17 protein-coding genes, 1 tRNA gene and 1 pseudogene are annotated in these 18,411 nt (G+C 64.7%); 8 read left to right on the forward strand and 11 right to left on the reverse strand.

Annotation, left to right across the window (positions count from 1 at the left end):
• The 6 genes and pseudogenes from AC1DXS_RS23695 to AC1DXS_RS23720 all read right to left on the reverse strand — a co-directional run.
• Positions 1 to 197: pseudogene (locus AC1DXS_RS23695) on the reverse strand (hypothetical protein); the annotation flags it as partial.
• Positions 184 to 1,602, reverse strand: a complete 1,419-nt coding sequence (locus tag AC1DXS_RS23700) for a sensor histidine kinase (RefSeq protein ID WP_477739892.1) — start codon at positions 1,600 to 1,602, stop codon at positions 184 to 186. The gene AC1DXS_RS23700 and the pseudogene AC1DXS_RS23695, both read right to left, overlap by 14 nt.
• 29 nt (positions 1,603 to 1,631) lie before the next feature.
• Positions 1,632 to 2,987 carry a tRNA (N6-isopentenyl adenosine(37)-C2)-methylthiotransferase MiaB gene (gene miaB / locus AC1DXS_RS23705; protein WP_477739893.1) on the reverse strand — a complete coding sequence of 452 codons (1,356 nt, stop codon included), beginning with the start codon at positions 2,985 to 2,987 and terminating at the stop codon, positions 1,632 to 1,634.
• Between the two features lie 105 nt (positions 2,988 to 3,092).
• Positions 3,093 to 3,575, reverse strand: coding sequence for a hypothetical protein (locus tag AC1DXS_RS23710; RefSeq protein WP_477739894.1), 483 nt, complete (start codon positions 3,573 to 3,575; stop codon positions 3,093 to 3,095).
• Positions 3,576 to 3,672: 97 nt separating this feature from the next.
• Positions 3,673 to 3,749, reverse strand: a tRNA-Met gene (locus tag AC1DXS_RS23715).
• Positions 3,750 to 3,901: 152 nt separating this feature from the next.
• Entirely contained in the window at positions 3,902 to 4,690 is a 789-nt protein-coding gene (locus AC1DXS_RS23720; RefSeq protein ID WP_477739895.1) for an enoyl-CoA hydratase, read from the reverse strand.
• Between the two features lie 117 nt (positions 4,691 to 4,807).
• Here AC1DXS_RS23720 and AC1DXS_RS23725 point away from each other — a divergent pair, with 117 nt between their 5' ends.
• Positions 4,808 to 5,629 (forward strand): enoyl-CoA hydratase-related protein, encoded by an 822-nt coding sequence (locus AC1DXS_RS23725; protein ID WP_477739896.1) that lies wholly within the window; start codon positions 4,808 to 4,810, stop codon positions 5,627 to 5,629.
• 3 nt (positions 5,630 to 5,632) lie between these two features.
• Here the strand turns inward: AC1DXS_RS23725 and AC1DXS_RS23730 are convergent, their stop codons facing one another.
• The 3 genes from AC1DXS_RS23730 to AC1DXS_RS23740 form a co-directional block, all read right to left on the reverse strand.
• Positions 5,633 to 7,447: a M61 family metallopeptidase gene (locus AC1DXS_RS23730; protein WP_477739907.1), complete on the reverse strand. Its 1,815-nt coding sequence runs from the start codon at positions 7,445 to 7,447 to the stop codon at positions 5,633 to 5,635.
• Positions 7,448 to 7,484: 37 nt separating this feature from the next.
• Positions 7,485 to 8,204: a DsbC family protein gene (locus AC1DXS_RS23735; protein ID WP_477739897.1), complete on the reverse strand. Its 720-nt coding sequence runs from the start codon at positions 8,202 to 8,204 to the stop codon at positions 7,485 to 7,487.
• A 66-nt stretch (positions 8,205 to 8,270) separates the two neighbouring features.
• The gene (locus AC1DXS_RS23740; RefSeq protein WP_477739898.1) at positions 8,271 to 9,389 is read right to left on the reverse strand and encodes an FAD-dependent monooxygenase; all 1,119 of its coding nucleotides are present in this window, start codon (positions 9,387 to 9,389) and stop codon (positions 8,271 to 8,273) included.
• Positions 9,390 to 9,520: 131 nt separating this feature from the next.
• Here AC1DXS_RS23740 and AC1DXS_RS23745 point away from each other — a divergent pair, with 131 nt between their 5' ends.
• Positions 9,521 to 10,405 carry an MOSC domain-containing protein gene (locus AC1DXS_RS23745; protein ID WP_477739908.1) on the forward strand — a complete coding sequence of 295 codons (885 nt, stop codon included), beginning with the start codon at positions 9,521 to 9,523 and terminating at the stop codon, positions 10,403 to 10,405.
• Here AC1DXS_RS23745 and AC1DXS_RS23750 read toward each other — a convergent pair.
• Complete coding sequence (locus tag AC1DXS_RS23750) at positions 10,390 to 12,258, reverse strand: sensor domain-containing diguanylate cyclase (RefSeq protein WP_477739899.1); 1,869 nt, start codon at positions 12,256 to 12,258, stop codon at positions 10,390 to 10,392. The two genes, AC1DXS_RS23745 and AC1DXS_RS23750, sit on opposite strands and share 16 nt — an antisense overlap.
• Positions 12,259 to 12,331: 73 nt before the next feature.
• Here AC1DXS_RS23750 and ychF point away from each other — a divergent pair, with 73 nt between their 5' ends.
• From ychF to AC1DXS_RS23765, 3 genes are all read left to right on the forward strand, one after another.
• Entirely contained in the window at positions 12,332 to 13,423 is a 1,092-nt protein-coding gene (gene ychF, locus AC1DXS_RS23755) for a redox-regulated ATPase YchF (protein ID WP_477739900.1), read from the forward strand.
• A gap of 80 nt (positions 13,424 to 13,503) precedes the next feature.
• The gene (locus tag AC1DXS_RS23760; RefSeq protein ID WP_477739901.1) at positions 13,504 to 13,860 is read left to right on the forward strand and encodes a RidA family protein; all 357 of its coding nucleotides are present in this window, start codon (positions 13,504 to 13,506) and stop codon (positions 13,858 to 13,860) included.
• A 39-nt stretch (positions 13,861 to 13,899) separates the two neighbouring features.
• Positions 13,900 to 14,637 (forward strand): rRNA pseudouridine synthase, encoded by a 738-nt coding sequence (locus AC1DXS_RS23765; RefSeq protein WP_477739902.1) that lies wholly within the window; start codon positions 13,900 to 13,902, stop codon positions 14,635 to 14,637.
• Positions 14,638 to 14,649: 12 nt separating this feature from the next.
• Here AC1DXS_RS23765 and AC1DXS_RS23770 read toward each other — a convergent pair whose 3' ends face one another.
• On the reverse strand, positions 14,650 to 15,132 hold the full coding sequence (locus AC1DXS_RS23770) for a YqaA family protein (protein WP_477739903.1): 483 nt from the start codon (positions 15,130 to 15,132) through the stop codon (positions 14,650 to 14,652).
• A 141-nt stretch (positions 15,133 to 15,273) separates the two neighbouring features.
• On the opposite strand from AC1DXS_RS23770, the gene dusB reads away from it, so the two are divergent.
• From dusB to purH, 3 genes are all read left to right on the forward strand, one after another.
• Positions 15,274 to 16,353 carry a tRNA dihydrouridine synthase DusB gene (dusB, locus tag AC1DXS_RS23775; RefSeq protein WP_477739904.1) on the forward strand — a complete coding sequence of 360 codons (1,080 nt, stop codon included), beginning with the start codon at positions 15,274 to 15,276 and terminating at the stop codon, positions 16,351 to 16,353.
• Entirely contained in the window at positions 16,350 to 16,586 is a 237-nt protein-coding gene (locus tag AC1DXS_RS23780) for a Fis family transcriptional regulator (protein ID WP_477739905.1), read from the forward strand. Before dusB ends, AC1DXS_RS23780 begins: the two co-directional genes overlap by 4 nt.
• Positions 16,587 to 16,652: 66 nt before the next feature.
• Positions 16,653 to 18,236 carry a bifunctional phosphoribosylaminoimidazolecarboxamide formyltransferase/IMP cyclohydrolase gene (purH, locus tag AC1DXS_RS23785; protein ID WP_477739906.1) on the forward strand — a complete coding sequence of 528 codons (1,584 nt, stop codon included), beginning with the start codon at positions 16,653 to 16,655 and terminating at the stop codon, positions 18,234 to 18,236.
• Positions 18,237 to 18,411: the final 175 nt, after the last annotated feature.

Below are 18,411 nucleotides of genomic sequence, written 5' to 3' on the forward strand. Positions count from 1 at the left end.
GCGCTGGCCTTCGCGGCCTCGGCGGCAGAGGCCGCGGCCCGGGCAGCCTGAACGGCCGCGGTGTCGGCGCCGCGCTCGGGCGCCGGGGCGCTGCCGCACGCGGCCAGCAAGGCCGCTGCCATCAGGGCCGCAAGCCGGCCGCGTCCCGCCAGGCGGACTGCAGGCGCATGCGAGGAAAAATCACTACTTGGAAACATGGGGAAGCTCTATTCTGAAGTGTGCACCAGGTTGATCGGGCATCAGGGTGATGCTTCCGCCGTGTGCGGCAATGTATTCATGCACGATGGACAGGCCGATGCCGCTGCCGCGAACCACGTCGGCGGGCTGGCGTTCACCGCGGTAAAAGGGCTCGAAGATCCGTTCCCGGTCGGCCTGCGCCACGCCCACGCCCTGGTCGTGGATGTCGATGCGCACAAAACCCCGCAGGGCGCTGAGCTCCAGCCGGATCATGCCCTTGGCCGGGGAATAGCGTATGGCGTTGGACAACAGGTTGGCCAACGCGGTGCCTATTTTTTCGGCGTCAATCTCTATCACCAGCGGCTCGCCGACGACGGTGACCGTCAATTCTCGCGCGCGCCACTGCAGGCGCTGCGCATAGACCTGCTCTTCCATGAGCTGCAGCAAGTCCACGCTTTGCCGGTGCAACTGGCGCGCCTCGAAGGCCGCGGTGTTGAAACGCAGCAGGTCTTCGATCTGGCTTTGCAGCACGCCGGTGTTGTGCTTCAGGATTTGCGCGATCTCGCGCTGGTCGTTGCTCAGCGCGCCGGCCACGCCGTCTTCCAGCAGTGACACGCCTTCGCGCAGCGAGGCCAGCGGTGTCTTGAGTTCGTGCGAAATATGGCGCAGGAAGCGCGACTTGTCGGCGTCCAGCTCGACCAGCCGCAGGCGCAGCCAGTTCAGCCGTTGTCCGACCAGCGCCAGGTCGGCTGGCCCCTGGATGGCGATTACCTGGTCGAGGCGGTTTTCGCCCAGGCCCACGATGGCGCTTTCCAGGCGCCGCAGCGGCAGCGTGAACCAGATGCCGAAGGCCAGGGCCATGACGATCGCCAGCACAATGGCCCAGGTCACCTGCTGTGCCAGGCGCTGGCGGCTGGCCTCGAGCTTGCCTTCCAGCGACTTGTTGCGCTGCTGTATCGCCTGCTGCACCTGCACGGCGATGGCGGCGTTGATGCCTTCGAGCTCACGGAACTCCTGCGCCAGCTGGCGCTCCCGGTCCAGCGCGGTGTCGGAGGGGCCGGTGAGCAGGGCGGCGATCGCTTGCAGATGGGCGCGCCATTGCCGGGCTTTGGCGGCGGGAATCTCCTCGCGCGACAGGCTCGCCAGAATGTCGCCCGCCTCCTTCAGTTCTTCGGAAAAACGATCCCTGAGCACCCGGTCGTCGAGCACCACCGACTGCCGCGACGTGCGCTCCATGGAAACGCTGCGCTCGCTGAGCGACTGCGCCGCGCGGCTCAAGTCCAGCGCGCGCGCGGCATTGTCTCGGCTTTGCAGTGAGAGGTCTTCCAGCGTGAACAGCGCGCGCAGCGAGGCGGCCCCCAGCAGGGCCGCGATCAGCAGGAAAGCGATCACCAGCAGTTGCCGGAACGAAAATCGCTGCAGCATGCGCGTCGGGTGTTTGGGCAATGGCGCCTTCAGGCAGCTACGGCGACGTCCCGCGTCAGGACTTCGCCGCGCAGCGAGCGCTGCGTGGCCTGGGTGATGGTGATGTCGACCATCTGGCCGACCAACCGGGATTGGCCCTTGAAGTTGACCACGCGGTTGCATTCCGTGCGGCCCATGAGTTCGGTCGGGTCCTTGCGCGAGGCGCCTTCGACCAGGATGCGTTGCACCGTGCCCTGTCGGCTCGCGCTGATGGCGCGCACACTGTCGTCGATGGTGGCCTGCAGGTGCTGCAGCCGGCGCAGCTTGACCTCGTGCGGTGTGTCGTCGTGCAGCGCGGCGGCGGGCGTTCCGGGACGCGGGCTGTAGATGAAGCTGAACGAGGTGTCGTAACCAATCTCGTCGATCAGCTTCATGAGCTTGTTGAAGTCGTCCTCGGTTTCCCCGGGAAATCCGACGATGAAGTCGCTGCTCATGGCCAGGTCGGGGCGGATGGCGCGCAGCTTGCGCACGGTGCTCTTGTATTCCATGGCGGTGTAGCCGCGCTTCATCGCCATCAGGATGCGGTCGGAGCCGTGCTGCACCGGCAGGTGCAGGTGGTTCACCAGCTTGGGCAGTTTGGCGTAGGCGTCGATCAAGCTCTGCGTGAACTCGTTGGGATGGCTGGTGATGTAGCGGATGCGCTCAATGCCCGGGATGTCGGACACGTATTCGAGCAGCGTCGCGAAATCGGCGATTTCGGCGGTGCCGCCGATACGCGTGCTCATAGGGCCGCGGTAGGCGTTGACGTTCTGCCCCAGCAAGGTGACCTCCTTGACGCCTTGGTCGGCCAGGCCGGCAACCTCGACCAGCACATCCTCAAAGGGCCGCGAAACTTCCTCGCCGCGGGTGTAAGGCACCACGCAGTAGCTGCAGTACTTGGAACAGCCTTCCATGATGCTCACGAAGGCGCTGGCGCCTTCGACACGCGCCGGCGGCAGGTGGTCGAATTTTTCGATCTCGGGGAAGCTGATGTCGACCTGCGGCTTGCCCAGGCGGGCCCGGCTGGCCAGCATTTGCGGCAGGCGGTGCAGGGTTTGCGGGCCGAAGACCACGTCGACATAAGGCGCGCGCTGGATGATGGCTGCGCCTTCCTGGCTGGCCACGCAGCCGCCCACACCAATCAGCACGCCTTTTTCCTTCAGGTGCTTGACGCGGCCCAGGTCGCTGAAAACTTTTTCCTGCGCCTTTTCGCGCACCGAGCAGGTGTTGAACAAAATCAGGTCGGCCTGCTCCATGTCCTGTGTGGGCTCGTAGCCCTCGGCTGCGTTGAGCACGTCGGACATCTTGTCCGAGTCGTACTCGTTCATCTGGCACCCGAAGGTTTTGATAAAGACTTTTTTGCTCATGATCTGCTGGCGGTTGGCCGCTTGAACTCGCGGCTGAATGGATATTGCCCGAACCCGGCAAGGGTGAAATGCGGACGAACGCCGGCGCGACGCCCGGCGCGGAACTCAGCGCTTATAGGCTGGCAGCTGGTTGTACGGCGTCTTGCCGTTGTCCGCAGGCGTCGTCGAGGTGCTGCTGTCGGTGGTGAAGTTAAACAGCGTGGCGGTGCCGCCCGGCCGCTTTTCCTTGGCTTCCTCCGCATTGAGGATCCAGACTTCATGCACCAGACCGGTGTTGTCGCGCACGTAATTCACCAGCAAGGGCTTGTTCAGCAAGGGCGCGGACAGCGTGAAATTATTGTTGGTGTCGCGTATGCGCGCGCCCACCGAGAGCCGTTCCTGCCTGCCGTTCATGGAAATTACCGGCGGCGCCAGCACCACCATCTCGCCGCGCACGGCCTTGGCCGGGAACTGCCTGACGTTGGGTTTGACCGCTTCGGTGGACGAAGTGGCTTGGGCGGCCTGGGTGCTCTGGTCGGTCTGGGCCAGGGCGGCAGAGGCGGCCAGTGCCAGGAGGAAGGGAGTCAGACGGAAGTTGCAGCGGTTCATGGTATGTGTCCAGAGGCTGTGGATAGGCAAAAGCATAACAAATCACCAAAGAACAAAGCCCCAGGGGGCGGACCCTCTGAGGCTTTGCAGGTGTTTTTGGTGGTCGTAGGTGGACTTGAACCACCGACATCAGCATTATGAATGCTGCGCTCTAACCAACTGAGCTATACGACCGAAACCCAAGATTATAGCCAAAACTTCGGACTATGCCACTCGCCGGGCCTTCCCCCCAAACCAGCAGGGGCCGCGGGACAGGCTTTGCCGGACCGCAGGCGCAGCGCCCCCTCGGGAGGCAGCGCAGTACGCGAAGTAACAAGCGTGGGGGCTCACCGGTTTTTGAATACTGGCTTTCGCTTGTTGACGAAGGCATCCATGCCTTCTTTCTGGTCTTCGGTGGCAAACAGCGAGTGGAACAGGCGGCGCTCGAACATCACGCCGTCGCTGAGCCCGCTTTCGAAGGCCCGGTTGACGGCTTCCTTGGCGGCCATGACGCTGGGCTGGCCGAAGCCGCAGATCATGAGGGCGGCGCCCAGGGCTTCGTCCATCAGCTTGTCCAGCGGAACCACGCGGCTCACCAGGCCCGAACGTTCTGCCTCCTGGGCGTCCATCATGCGGCCGGTCAGGGCCAGGTCCATGGCCTTGGACTTGCCCACCGCGCGCGGCAGCCGCTGCGTGCCGCCGGCGCCCGGGATGATGCCCAGCTTGATCTCGGGCTGGCCGAAGCGGGCGTTGTCGGCGGCGATGATGAAATCGCACATCATGGCCAGCTCGCAGCCGCCGCCCAGGGCGAAGCCGCTCACGGCCGCGATCACCGGCTTGCGCACGCTGCGGATCTGCTCCCAGTTGCGGCTGATGTAGTCCTTGTTGTAGACGTCGGCAAACGTGTAGCTTGCCATCGCACCTATGTCGGCGCCGGCCGCAAAGGCCTTTTCGCTTCCGGTCACGATGATGCAGCCTATGCCGTCGTCGGCGTCAAAGCCCTTGAGTGCGTGGCCCAGTTCGTCCATCAGCTGGTCGTTCAGCGCGTTGAGCTGCTTGGGCCGGTTCAACGTGACAATGCCCACCTTGCGGCCGTCGGGGCCCTCGGTGCGGGTTTCAATGGTTTCGTAGGTCATGGAAGAGGTCCTTTGCCGGGAATACTGGGAAGGGGGAATGCTGCGGCAATGATGCCATGAGCCGGGTCGCACCCGGCCGCGCCGCCGGTGCTAGATTCGAGGCAGGAGACCCTCACCATGACCGATTCCGCTTCCCTCGCCAGCGCCGACGACCCCGCTGTCCTGTACGCCACCCAAGGCGCCGTGGCCGTCGTCACGCTGAACCGGCCGCAGGCGTTGAACAGCTTCACGCGGCAGATGCATCGCGAGCTGTGGGCCGCGCTGGACCGGGCCGAGGCCGACGCGCAGGTTCGCGCTCTGGTGGTCACAGGTGCTGGCCGTGGTTTTTGTGCTGGCGCCGACCTCTCGGAGTTTGATTTCGCGCCCGGCCCCGGCCTGGTTGAACGCGCCGACCCTGGCCCGCTGATCGACCAGGCTTTCAATCCCACGGCGCGCCGGCTGTTGGGGCTGCGCATGCCCACGGTGGCAGCCGTCAACGGTGTGGCGGCGGGGGCAGGCGCTTCGCTGGCCATGACCTGCGACATGGCGGTGGCCGCGCCCGGCGCGAGTTTTATCCAGGCCTTCAGCAAGATAGGCCTGGTGCCCGATGCGGGCAGCAGCTGGCTACTGGTGCAAAAGCTGGGGCTGGCCCGTGCCATGGGGCTGGCGCTCACGGGCGACAAGCTGCCGGCGGCGCAGGCCAAAGAGTGGGGCCTGATCTGGGACGTGGCCGACGACCCGCTGGCCGCCGCTCTGGCGCTGGCGCAGCGGCTGGCCGCGCTGCCCACGCGAGCCCTGGTCGGCACGCGGCAACTGATGCGCGAAGGCATCACCCGGACCTTGCACCAACAGTTGGACGCGGAGCGCGACATGCAGTCGGCCCTGGGCCGCACGCACGATTATTTTGAGGGCGTGGCTGCTTTCCTGGAAAAGCGCCCCGCGGCCTTCAAGGGCGAATAGGCCTCAGGCTTTGGGCCCCAGCCATTGGTCCATCAGCGCGGCGTCCTGAACTGCCAGGCGCCAGGTGGTCAGCGCCGGCGGCATGGCCAGCTCCAGTCGCATCAAGCGCTTGTCGCGCGATACCAGGGCGATGACTTTTTTGGCCTCGCCGGCGTAGTGGGTAAGGTCGTCGAGGCGGCTCATGCGCCAGCCGCCGTCCATGCCACGCGCCGCGGCTTTGGTGGCAGGCTCCAGTCCCAGCCATTCATCGCCGGCCGCAAAGCCGGCTCGTTCGGCAGCGCCGCCGCGCAGCACTGTCTTGACCTGTACCGCGCCCTGGCTTTCGCCCACGCGCAGGCCCAGGCGGTGCGCCAACTGGGCGGGCTCTTCCAGCACCGCCACGCCGTGTTGCTGCAGCAAGGCCTTGAGCGGCAGTTCGTCCCGTCCATGGACCCAGCGGGCGAGTTCCGCCCCGTAGGGCCTGTGCCCGGCCGCCGCCAGTTCTTCCGCGAAATCAGCTTCGCGCATGGGGCCGGCCTTGCAGCGCAGCCAGAGGGCGCGCATCACATTGTCCAGCGTGCCGGGTTTGGCGCGCCGGTGCTCCCGGGCCTCGCCGCGCAGCGTGAGGTCAAAGCACAGCGCCACCAGCGAGCCCTTGGTGTAATAGCTCACGGTGGCGTTGGGCGTGTTTTCATCCTGCCGGTAGTACTTCACCCAGGCGTCGAAGCTGGCCTCGGCCACCGACTGGACCAGGCGGCCCGGGGTCTGCATGACCTGGTTGATGGTCTTGTTGAGCAGCTTGAGGTAGGCCGCGTTGTCCAGCAGACCGGCGCGGCGCAGGAAGAGGTCGTCGTAATAACTGGTGAATCCCTCGAAAAACCACAGCATCCGGGTGTAGTTTTCGCTGGCGTAGTCGTAGCTTTCAAATTCCGCGGGACGCAGGCGCTTGACGTTCCAGGTGTGGAAGTACTCGTGGCTGATCAGGCCGCGCAGCGTGGTGTAGCCCTCGGTGCTGCGCGCCTCGCCCACACGCGGCAGGTCCTGGCGCTTGCAGATCAGCGCGGTGGAGTTGCGGTGTTCCAGCCCGCCGTAGCCGTCGTCGACGGCATTGAGCATGAACAGGTAATGGCGGAAGGGCGCTTTTTTGGCGCCGTGCCAGAAGCGGATCTCGGTTTCGCAGATTTTCTGCGTGTCGGCCAGCAGCCTGGCGCCGTCGAAACTGGCCGTGGCGCCCGCCACCACCACCCGGTGCGGCACGCCGCGCGCCGTGAAGCTGCCGCTCCAGAAAGCGCCCATCTCCACCGGGCAATCGACCAGCTCGTCGTAATCGGCCGCGGCATAGCTGCCGAAACCCTGCTTGTTGATTTCGCGCGGGGCGAGGCCCGTGGCCAGCGACCAGCCCTTGAGGGCTTTGGGCGCGGGAACCTCCAGCAGATGCTCGGCTTTTTCCCGGCCCTGCACCTTCAGGCACAGGCTGGTGCCGTTGAAGAAACCGCGGTGCGCATCCAGCCAGGCGGTGCGCACCGAGTTGTCGTTGGCGTACACCTCATAGCGAATCACCAGCGGCCTGGCCGGAGAACATTGAACCTGCCAGGTGCATTTGTCGAGCTGCTCAACCGGCAGCAGCGTGTTGCCGGACTGCCGGGCCTCGAGTTTTTGCAGGTTTTTGGAGAATTCCCGTACCAGGTAACTGCCGGGAATCCAGACGGGCAAGGAAACCCGTTGCAACGCATCGGGCTGGGCGATCGTGAGGGTGACGCGAAAGAGATGGGCGTGAAGGTCGCCGATTTCGACGCGGTAGTGAACAGAGGGGCGGGTATTTCGTGTGGGGCCTGGCATCTTGCGCACAGAATACCCCAGGTCGGCCCCGGTCAGGTTAACGCGTTTTGGCGGCGGCCAGTTGCTGCTCAACCTGCTGCGCATTGATCGCGCCCGGGACGCGCGAGCCGTCCTCAAACAACAGCGTGGGCGTACCGGTGATCTTGTGTTTCCTGCCCAGGGCCAGGTTGCGCTCCAGCACGGAAGCGTCGCAACTGCCTTTGGGGACCGGCTGGTCGCGCACCATCATGTCCACCCAGGCTTTGCCCTGGTCCTTGGCGCACCAGACGTTTTTCGCCTTGTCGGCGGAGTCCGGGCTCAGGATGGGGAAGAGAAACATGTAGACGGTGACGTCGTTGACCTTTTGCAGGTCGCGCTCGAAGCGCTTGCAATAACCACAGTTGGGGTCTTCAAACACCGCCAATTTGCGCTTGCCGTTGCCGCGCACGATGGTGAAGGCATCTTTGATGGGCAGGGCCGAGAAGTCGACGGCCGTGAGTTTTTCGATGCGCTCTTCGGTCAGGTTGCGCTTGCCCCGGACGTCGATGAGGTTGCCCTGGATCAGGAAGTTGCCTTCCGCGTCGGTGTAGAAAATATCGCTCTCGTTGATCCGGACTTCGTAGAGGCCGTTGACAGGCGTCTTGCTGATTTCATCGATCTTGGCGAAAGCGGGCATTCTTTCAGCCAGGTTTTTGCGGATCGCGGCTTCCTGCGCAAAGGCGGAGCCCAGGCTGCAGGCCAGCAGGCCCAGGATGGTGATGGTTTTCAAGATTCTCATGGTCATTCCCGGTGTTTCGGCCTTTTCCGGCCGGCCCATTTCACAGCACTCTTACTCTTCAACAGCTCACAAACCCGCGGCTTGGCGCGTCAGCCAGGTTTTCAGGAAACCGCTGCGCTCAAAGCCCTTCATACCCCAATTGCGCAAAGCCTGCCAGCGCGCATCGGTCTGCGCGAACAGCCCGTGCAAGCCATCCGTCACCGCGCCCATGGCCGCGACGTCGGCCTTGCGGGCCCTTTCGTAGCGGCGCAGCAATTTTTCATCCCCAAGCCCGCGCCAGTATTCGCGCTGTGCGAGCACACCGGCCAGGCAGGCCGCGTCAGCCAACCCCAGGTTCAGGCCCTGGCCCGCCAGCGGATGCACCGTATGGGCCGCATCGCCCGCGAGCGCCCAACCCGGGCCCACCCAATGAGCGGCGCTGGAGAGGGACAAAGGCCAGCTCGCCCGCTCGCTGGCCAGTCGCAGGCCGCCGGTTTCGAGGCCGCAAACCGCTTGCAAGGCCTTGCAGAATTCTTCAGCCGGCAATTTTTCGAGTGCGCCAGCACGCTCCACGGAGACAGACCACACCAGCGCCGCCAAGTTCCCCTGGGCGCCGGATAAAGGCAGCAAAGCCACGATATCCCCGCCGGTAAACCACTGGCGGGCCACCCCGCCGTGGGGGATTTCCAGCTCCAGCCGGGCGGCGATGGCTTTTTGCGGATAGGGCTTGACCGTCCAGTTGACCGGGCGCTGCTGGCCGAATTCGTCGCGGCTGGCGCTTTTCTGGCCTTCGCAGATCACCTGGAGCGCGGCTTTGGCCGGCTCCGTCACAGTTTCAATTTGCGGTTGGTAGCGCACCGCCTGGGTCAGCTGCTGCTCCAGCGCGGGGACGTCGACAATCCAGGCCAGCGCGTCCTGGCCCACGCTGCGGGCGCTGAAATCCAGCTTGCCGCCGTCGTCGCCCCAGACCTGCATCTCCAGCACGGGCGTGGCAAAGGCGGCTTCGGGCCAGGCGCGCAGGGCCTCCAGCACGCCGCGCGATGCGCTGTTGAGCGCGTAAGCGCGCACATCGGGGGGCTGCGCGCCAGCGGCCTTTTCGGGGCGCGCGACCAGGGCCACGCGCAAACGCTCGCGCGCCAGCAGCAAAGCCAGCGTGCGGCCCACCACGCCGTCGCCGCGAATACAGACATCAAAAGTCTTGGACATGCCTCATTCTAGAAGGCAGGGCAAAATCAGCGTTCCGGGCCGGCCCATTTACGCATCCGCCCGCCTTTCCGAATTCACAAGGATTTGACGACGTGAGCCAAGCATTGAACGACACACCGGCGAGCCCCTCTATGGCCGACGCGGCTTTTGACCTGAACGCGGTCATCTCGCGCCTGTATGTGTACCCCGTGAAGTCCTGCGCCGGCGTGCAGGTGCAGGACGCCCTGCTGACCGAGACCGGGCTGGAATTCGACCGCGCCTGGATGGTGGTGGATGAGAAGGGCCACTTCCTCACGCAGCGCGAACTGCCGCGCATGGCGCTGATCAAGCCGCAGCTGAGGCACCACGACATGGTGCTGCGCGCGCCCGGCATGCTGGCCCTGCATATCGCGCTGGACCAGGTCGAGGAGCCGGTGCGCGTCAAGGTGTGGAAGGATGAAGTTCAGGCCTACGACATGGGCCCGATCGCCGCCCAGTGGTTCAGCGATTTCCTGGGCCGCACGGCGCGCCTGGTGCGCTTCGACCCCGAGCACAAGCGGGTCTGCAACACCGAGTGGACCGGCGGCCTGGAAGCGCTCAACCAGTTCAGCGACGGCTATTCGCTGCTGGTGCTGAGCGAAGCCTCGCTGGCGCAATTCAATGAAAAACTGGCGGCCGCGGGTGCGGCGCCCGTGGGCATGGAGAGGTTTCGTCCCAACATCGTGCTGGGCGACGCGGCCGGCGACCAGGGCCTGGCGCCGCATGACGAAGACCGCGTCGACCTGCTGCAGATCGCGACGGAACAGGGACAGGCGCAGCTCAAGCCCGTCAAGCCCTGCCCACGCTGCCCGATCCCGAATATCGATCCGGCCACGGCCATCAGCAGCCCCGAGGTGGGCGACATGCTGCAGACCTACCGGCAGGACCCGCGCGTCAACGGCGCGCTGACCTTCGGCATGAACGCCATCGTGCTGGCCGGCATCGACCACCAGCTCAAGGTGGGCCAGGCCGTGGGCGCCAGCTACCGGTTTGAGTGACTTTTGACTGCCCGTAGCGGCGCCGGCCTCTGGTGAGCCGTGGAAGCATGTACAGAGTGTTGCGATTGCGGGGCGCTTTCGCTTTCCACGCTGTCGGGCGCTGATTCGGCTTCGATTTCGGTCTCGGCCTCCAGCGGCATGGGGTGTGTCGACTCGGGCTCCAGAAAGCGGATGGGCCGGCGGGTGCGAGCGGCCATGCTTTGCAGCAGGTCGGCCAGTGCAGCGGCAATTTCCTCGTGGCTGCCCAGGCGTTCGCTAAAGAGTACACCCGCGACGTGAAACTGCAGAACCACCTCAGGCTTCAACCCTTTGAGCGGCATCAGGCCGGCTGCAATCAATCGCGCCGCCAGGTCGGTGACGGGCGCGCGCGATGAAACGCCTTCGAGGATCAGGCCGAAGCGCGCCTCATCGATGCGCCCCACCGTGTTGACGTCGCGCAGGATGCGGCGCAGCTTGATCACGCTTCGCAGCAGGCTCTGCTCGGCTACGGCCGTGCCCCAGGTCTTCTTGATGTAGCGGTAGTTGACCAGCTCGATGTACACCACCGCGGCCGGTTCCTTGTGACGCTGCGCCCGGCCCACCACCTGTTTGAAGCGGTCGTGAAAAAGGTGGGCGGCCAGCAGGCCGGTGAGCGCGTCCTGGCTGGACATGGCCTGCTCGCGCGCTTCCACCGCGTGGCGCTCGCGTGAACGCATGTTCAGCGCCACCAGCAGCAGGGGCACTTCAAGCGCCAGCGCCGCCATCAGGCCGTATTGGGACAGCCAGGAGACAGAGAACAGCCCGAGGACGCTTGTGACGGTCAGCAGCGTCACCAGCCCCAGCGGAACAAAGGCTGCCAGCACCCAGAAACCGACGACATCCTGGCGCCGCCATGTCATGAAGGCCCGGCTGATTCCCATGACCACCACCGCGACCAGGTAGGCGCTGATGAGGCGAACGCCCAGGCCGCGCTCCAGGACCAGATAGGCGAGGGACAGCGGCACGCCGGCCGCGCCGGTCCAATAGGCCAGGCGCTCAAACCACCTGTGGCGCGAACCGGCGCCGCACAGGTGGTGCACGACCAGCAGCGCTGAGCCGCCGCCCAGGATGGCCAGGCAACCCTGCGCCATGTTGTTCCAGGCGCTGAAGTTGCTCCACAGCAAATGGCCGGCCACGCCGGTCCAGGCGGCCACCACCAGCACCATGATGGACGCGTAGACGGCGTACCAGCCATAGGCCTTGTCGCGGTACACCCAGCTCTGCACCGCGCAGGCGATGATCAGCAGCACCAGCGCGCCGAACACCACGCCAATGGCCAGGTATTCCAGCTGAAGCCGCTGCGCCAGGCTGCTGCGCGTGCTGACCTGGACCGGAATGCTGACTTCCGTCTGGTGCTGGATGCGCACATAGACGTCGTGCACGCCGTCGTCCGGCAATCTGAGCTCGAACTGTCCATAGCGGCCGGGCTCGGGCCAGCTGGAAACCGCCAGGGTGTCCCCGGCGGTCTGGGAGGTCCATGCACCCGTTGCGCTGCGCTGGTACACCGTCGCCAGGTCCAGCAGGGGCAGGGGGAAGGCCAGCAGCCAGTCCTGGTGTGAGCTGGAAGACCTGGCAAAGCGGTAGTGCAGCCAGAGCGCGGCCTGGGGGCCGAGGGAATGGATGGTGTCCGCCGCCGGTTGGGTGAAGGCTGCGTCCGCCTTGCGCCCGCCGGCGACTTGCTCAATGCCGGCCTCGCCGCTGACGTCTATCCACATGAGGCCGCCGGTGCGCGCATCCATGACCGGGTTTGCATCGTTCAGCGCCAGCACCGGCTGGGCCTGCGCCGGCCCGGCCTGAAGCAGCAAAGACCCGCACAGCAAAAGGGTGGCGAACACCTGCCGCAAAGCGCCCCAACCCCGTCCGGGCGCGCATCGAATACACTTCTCAGCCTGTTTTTGAAGGTTTCTCATGAGTTTGAAGTGCGGCATCGTAGGCTTGCCTAACGTCGGAAAATCCACCCTTTTCAATGCGTTGACCAAGGCGGGAATCGCGGCCGAAAACTACCCGTTTTGCACCATCGAGCCGAACGTCGGCATTGTGGAGGTGCCCGATCCGAGGTTGGCCCAATTGGCGGAGATCGTCAAGCCTGAACGCATTGTTCCTGCCATCGTCGAGTTTGTGGACATCGCCGGCCTGGTGGCGGGCGCCAGCACGGGCGAAGGCCTGGGCAACAAGTTCCTGGCGCATATCCGGGAAACCGACGCCACCATCAATGTGGTCCGCTGCTTTGAAGACGACAACGTGATCCACGTGGCCGGCAAGGTGGACCCGATCTCCGACATCGAGGTCATCCAGACAGAACTGTGCCTGGCCGACCTGGCCGCCGTGGAAAAAGCCCTGCAGCGCGTGACCAAGGTCGCGCGTTCCGGTGACAAGGAATCCGCCAAGCTGGTTGTCATCCTCGAAAAATGCCAGGCAGCGCTCAACGAGGGCAAACCGGTGCGCACGCTGGACTTCAGCAAGGAAGAATTGCCGCTGCTCAAGCAGTTTTTCCTGATCACCGCCAAGCCGGCCATGTTCGTGGCCAACGTGGCCGAGGACGGCTTTGACAACAACCCCTTGCTGGATCGCCTGAAAGCCTACGCCGAAGCCCAGAAGGCGCCGGTGGTAGCGATCTGCGCCAAGATGGAAGCCGAAATGGCCGACATGGAAGAGGAAGACAAGAAAATGTTCCTCGCCGAGATCGGCCAGGACGAGCCGGGCCTGAACCGCCTGATCCTGGCGGCCTACAAGCTGCTGGGCCTGCAGACCTATTTCACCGCGGGCGTCAAGGAAGTGCGCGCCTGGACCATCCACGTCGGCGACACCGGCCCGCAGGCGGCCGGCGTGATCCACACCGATTTCGAAAAAGGCTATATCCGCGCCCAGACCATTGCTTTCGCCGACTACATCGCCTACCAGGGCGAGCAGGGCGCCAAGGATGCCGGCAAGATGCGCAGCGAAGGCAAGGAATACGTCGTCAAGGATGGCGACGTGATGAACTTCCTGTTCAGCAGCTGATTTGCAAACTGCCGCAGGCCCATACCGGGTTTGCCGGACAGGCCGCCACGATCAACCCCACTCGTTTTGAAAGAAACACCATGTCCATCCAGCGCATCGAAACCGGCCCACGCATGTCCCAGGCCGTCGTCCACAACAAGACTGTTTACCTCGCGGGCCAGGTGGCCGGCGACGACGCAGGCCCCGGCGTGTACGAACAGACCCGCAGCATCCTGGCCAACATCGACCGCCTGCTGGCGGCCGCCGGCAGCGACAAGTCGCGCCTGCTGAGCGCCACCATCTGGCTGACCGACATGGACAGCTTTGGCGAGATGAACCGCGCCTGGGAAGCCTGGGTGGTGCCGGGCGCCACGCCGGCGCGCGCCACGGTCATGAGCCCTCGCCTGGCCGCGGCCAAGTACCACGTCGAAATCGGCGTGGTGGCGGCGCAGGACTGACGTTTGCACGAGGCCTGATCCTTCTACAGGGCCGCCGCGATGACAGAACCCGTCCGCCTCGCCAAGCGCCTGGCCGAAATGCTGTCCTGCTCGCGCCGGGAGGCCGAGCAATACATCGAGGGCGGTTGGGTCAGCGTCGACGGCGTGACGGTTGAGGAGCCGCAGTTCCGCGTGCTCGACCAGCAGATTGTGCTGGCCAAGGACGCCAGCCTGCTGGCGCTGGCACCCGTGACCTTGCTGTTGCACAAACCCACGGGCTATGAGGCCGGACAGGACGGCAGCGCAGCGTCCCTGGCGGCATTGCTGTCGCCTGCCACGCAGTCGCCCGGCGACAGCTCCGGCATTCGCCCGCTCAAAAAACATTTCTCGTCGGTGGAACTGGTGACGCCGCTGGCCACGCCGGCCAGCGGGCTGGTGGTGCTGACGCAGGACTGGCGCGTGGCGCGCAAGCTGCGCGAAGACGCTCGTGTGATGGAGCATGAAGTCATCGTCGATGTAGCCGGCGACATCAAACCCGGCGGGCTGGAGCGGCTCAATCGCGTGGACCATGGCTTCACCTTCAACGGCGCGCTGCTGCCGCCCGCCAAGGTGAGCTGGCAAAACGAAACCCGCTTGCGGTTTGCCCTCAAGGGCGAAGTGCCGGGGCAGATTGCCTATATGTGCGAGAGCGTGGGCCTCAAAGTGCAAGGCATGAAGCGCCTGCGTATAGGCCGCGTGGCGATGAGCCAGTTGCAGCCCGGCCAGTGGCGCTATTTGCTGCCGCACGAGCGCTTCTGAACTTTCTGTTTTTTAACCGGTCACCACGCCGGGAAACGCCCAGATAAGACTGCCTGTCATCAGGAAGTAGCGCGCGAATTTTCCGACCGCCATATAGGCCAGGCAAGGCCAGAACGGAAACTTGAGCCAGCCCGCCACCGCGCACAGCGGGTCGCCCACCACCGGCAGCCAGGCCAGCAGGCAGGCTTTGGGCCCCAGCTTTTCCAGCCAGCGTATCGCGCGGCCATGGTGCGAGGAGTGCTGGTACTTGTCCACCACCTTGTGTGCACCGTAGCCCATCCACCAGTCGAGCGCACCGCCCAGCGTGTTGCCCGCGGTGGCGATCAGCACCGCCGGCCAGAACATGGCGGGATTGAGTTTGACCAGGCCGAAGACCACAGGCTCTGAGCCCAGCGGCAGCAGCGTGGCCGAAATAAAGGACACCAGGAACACCGTGCTCAGGCCGTATTCGGGCAAGGCCAAAATTTCTATCAGGCGGTGAATCCAGACTTCCATATATGTATTCCAGTATAGGCAGGGCGCCGGGCCCGGTTTGTCGGGAAGACACTTACAAGTGGGTGAGCAAATTTCAATTGCTGAAATTTTGGGCAGGTACAATCGTGCCTCCTTTTTCAGCAAGCCCCCGTCCTCCATCCCATGAACATCGGCCCCTATGCTTTGGCAAACAACCTGTTTGTCGCGCCCATGGCCGGTGTGACGGACCGGCCGTTCCGCCAGCTCAGCAAGAAGCTGGGCGCGGGTTACGCCGTCAGCGAAATGGTGACATCCCGCAAGGACCTGTGGGACAGCCTGAAGACCTCGCGCCGCGCCAACCATGAGGGGGAGGCCGCCCCCATCGCCGTGCAGATTGCCGGCACCGACGCGCAGATGATGGCCGAAGCGGCGGCGTACAACATTGATCGCGGCGCGCAGATCATCGACATCAACATGGGTTGCCCGGCCAAGAAAGTCTGCAACAAGTGGGCCGGTTCCGCGTTGATGCAGGACGAAACCCTGGCGCTGCAGATCGTCGAGGCCGTGGTCGCCGCATGCGCGCCGCGCGGCGTTCCCGTCACGCTCAAGATGCGAACCGGTTGGTGCCAGGCCGAAAAGAACGCGCTGGCGATTGCGCGCGCCGCCGAGAGCGCCGGTGTGCAGATGATTACTGTGCATGGCCGCACGCGCGAGCAGGGCTACAAGGGCGCCGCCGAATACGACACCATCGCCGCCGTGAAGGCCGCCCTGCGAATTCCCGTGGTGGCCAACGGCGACATCCACAGCCCCGAGAAAGCGCGCGACGTGCTGGCGTATACCGGCGCCGACGCCGTGATGATTGGCCGCGCGGCCCAGGGCCGTCCCTGGATTTTTCGCGAAGTGGCGCACTTCCTGGCCACGGGCACGCATCTTGCGCCGCCTCTGGTGGCCGAAGTCGAACGCCTGCTGGTTGACCACCTGCGCGACCATTACGACCTGTACGGTGAGTTCACCGGCGTGCGCACCGCGCGCAAGCACATCGGCTGGTACGTGAAGGCCTTGCCCGGCGGCGAGGCTTTTCGGGCGAGCATGAATTTGCTGGAAGACTGCGACGCCCAGTTGCGCGCGGTCAGCGGATTTTTTGAGGGGTTGGGCGCGCAGATGGACCGGATTCCGGCCGCTGCCGCCGGAGCTGAGAGTGAGGGCGTGCCAGGGCAGGCACGGGCGAATAAAGATAAAAATCAGGAAGAAGCTGCTGCATGAGCAAAAAACATATCGAAGAGTGCGTACGGGCCAGCCTGGAAGGCTATTTCAAGGACCTGCGCGGCACCGAGCCCGACGGCATGTACGACATGATGGTCAAGGTGGTGGAAAAACCGCTGCTGGAGGTCGTCATGCAACACGCCGAACAAAACCAATCGCGCGCCGCCGAGTGGCTGGGCCTGAATCGCAATACCCTGCGCAAGAAACTGGTCGAGCACAAGCTCATCAAATAAAAATCCCCAGTCCAGCGATTCAGGCATCGCCGGACCTTCGCTACGTTTCCTTTTGAAGACACCACCATGAACGCACTGATTTCCGTTTCCGACAAAACCGGCATCCTCGAATTCGCGCAGGCGCTGCACGCACTGGGCATCAAGCTGCTGTCCACCGGCGGCACGGCCAAGCTGCTGGCCGACGCCGGCCTGCCGGTGACCGAGGTCGCCGACCACACCGGCTTTCCCGAAATGCTGGATGGCCGCGTCAAGACCCTGCACCCCAAGATCCACGGCGGCCTGCTGGCCCGGCGCGATGTGCCCGAGCACATGGCGGCGCTGAGCACCCACGGCATAGACACCATAGACCTGCTGGTGGTCAACCTCTACCCCTTTGAAGCCACCGTGGCCAAGCCCGGCTGCACGCTGGAAGACGCGATTGAAAACATCGACATCGGCGGCCCGGCCATGGTGCGCTCCGCCGCCAAGAACTGGAAGGATGTCGGCGTGCTGACCGACGCATCACAGTACGCTGGCGTGCTCGTCGAACTGAAAGCCGGCGGCAAGCTCAGCGACAAGACCAAATTCGCCCTGTCGGTGGCCGCGTTCAACCGCATCAGCCAGTACGACGGCGCCATCAGCGACTACCTCTCCGGCATCCAGGCCGACGGTAGCCACGGCATGTTCCCCGGTCAGGCCAACGGCCGCTTCATCAAGGTGCAGGATCTGCGCTACGGCGAAAACTCGCACCAGCAGGCGGCGCTGTACCGCGACCTGTATCCCGCGCCCGGCTCGCTGGTCACCGCCAAACAGCTGCAGGGCAAGGAGCTCTCCTACAACAATATCGCCGATGCCGACGCCGCCTGGGAATGCGTCAAGAGCTTCGACCTCATCAAGGACGGCGCCGCCTGCGTGATCGTCAAGCACGCCAACCCCTGCGGCGTGGCCGTGGGCAAGGACGGCCTGGAGGCCTACAGCAAGGCTTTCAAGACCGACCCGACCTCGGCCTTCGGCGGCATCATCGCCCTGAACTGCCCGCTCGACGAACGCGCCGCGCAACAAATCTCCAAGCAATTTGTTGAAGTGCTGATGGCGCCGGCCTTCACGCCCGAAGCGCTGGAAATCTTCAAGAGCAAGGTCAACGTGCGCATCCTGCAGATCGACCTGCCGCCCGGCGGCGACACCGCCTGGAAACAGGGCCGCAACCTGATGGACGTCAAGCGCGTCGGTTCGGGCCTGCTGATGCAGACCGCCGACAACCACGAACTGGCGATTGGCGACCTCAAGGTCGTCAGCAAGCTGCAGCCCACGCAGGAGCAGTTGCACGACATGCTGTTCGCCTGGAAGGTTGCGAAATACGTCAAGTCCAATGCCATCGTGTTTTGTGCCGACGGCATGACGCTGGGTGTGGGGGCGGGCCAGATGAGCCGCATCGACTCGGCCCGCATCGCCTCCATCAAGGCCGCCAACGGCGGCCTGACCCTGCAGGGCTCAGCGGTCGCAAGCGATGCCTTCTTCCCCTTCCGCGACGGCCTCGATGTGGTGGTGGATGCCGGTGCGACCTGCGTGATCCAGCCCGGCGGGAGTATGCGGGATGATGAAGTCATCGCGGCAGCCGATGAGCGCGAGGTGGTGATGGTGCTGACGGGCGTGCGGCATTTCCGGCACTGAGTTTTTTGCCGGGTCTTGCTCCGGCGGGCGCGCTCTCTGCCTCCTCATCCTCCTCCTTCCTCTTCTTAGTTCTGCTGGCCGGGAGTGGCCCGGCGGCCAGTAACTTTCTTTTGCTTCGCCAAAAGAAAGTCACCAAAGAAAAGGCGACCCGCAGTCTGGGTCCCTTCGCTTCGCT

This window comes from Polaromonas sp. P3_B1 (assembly GCF_056402935.1).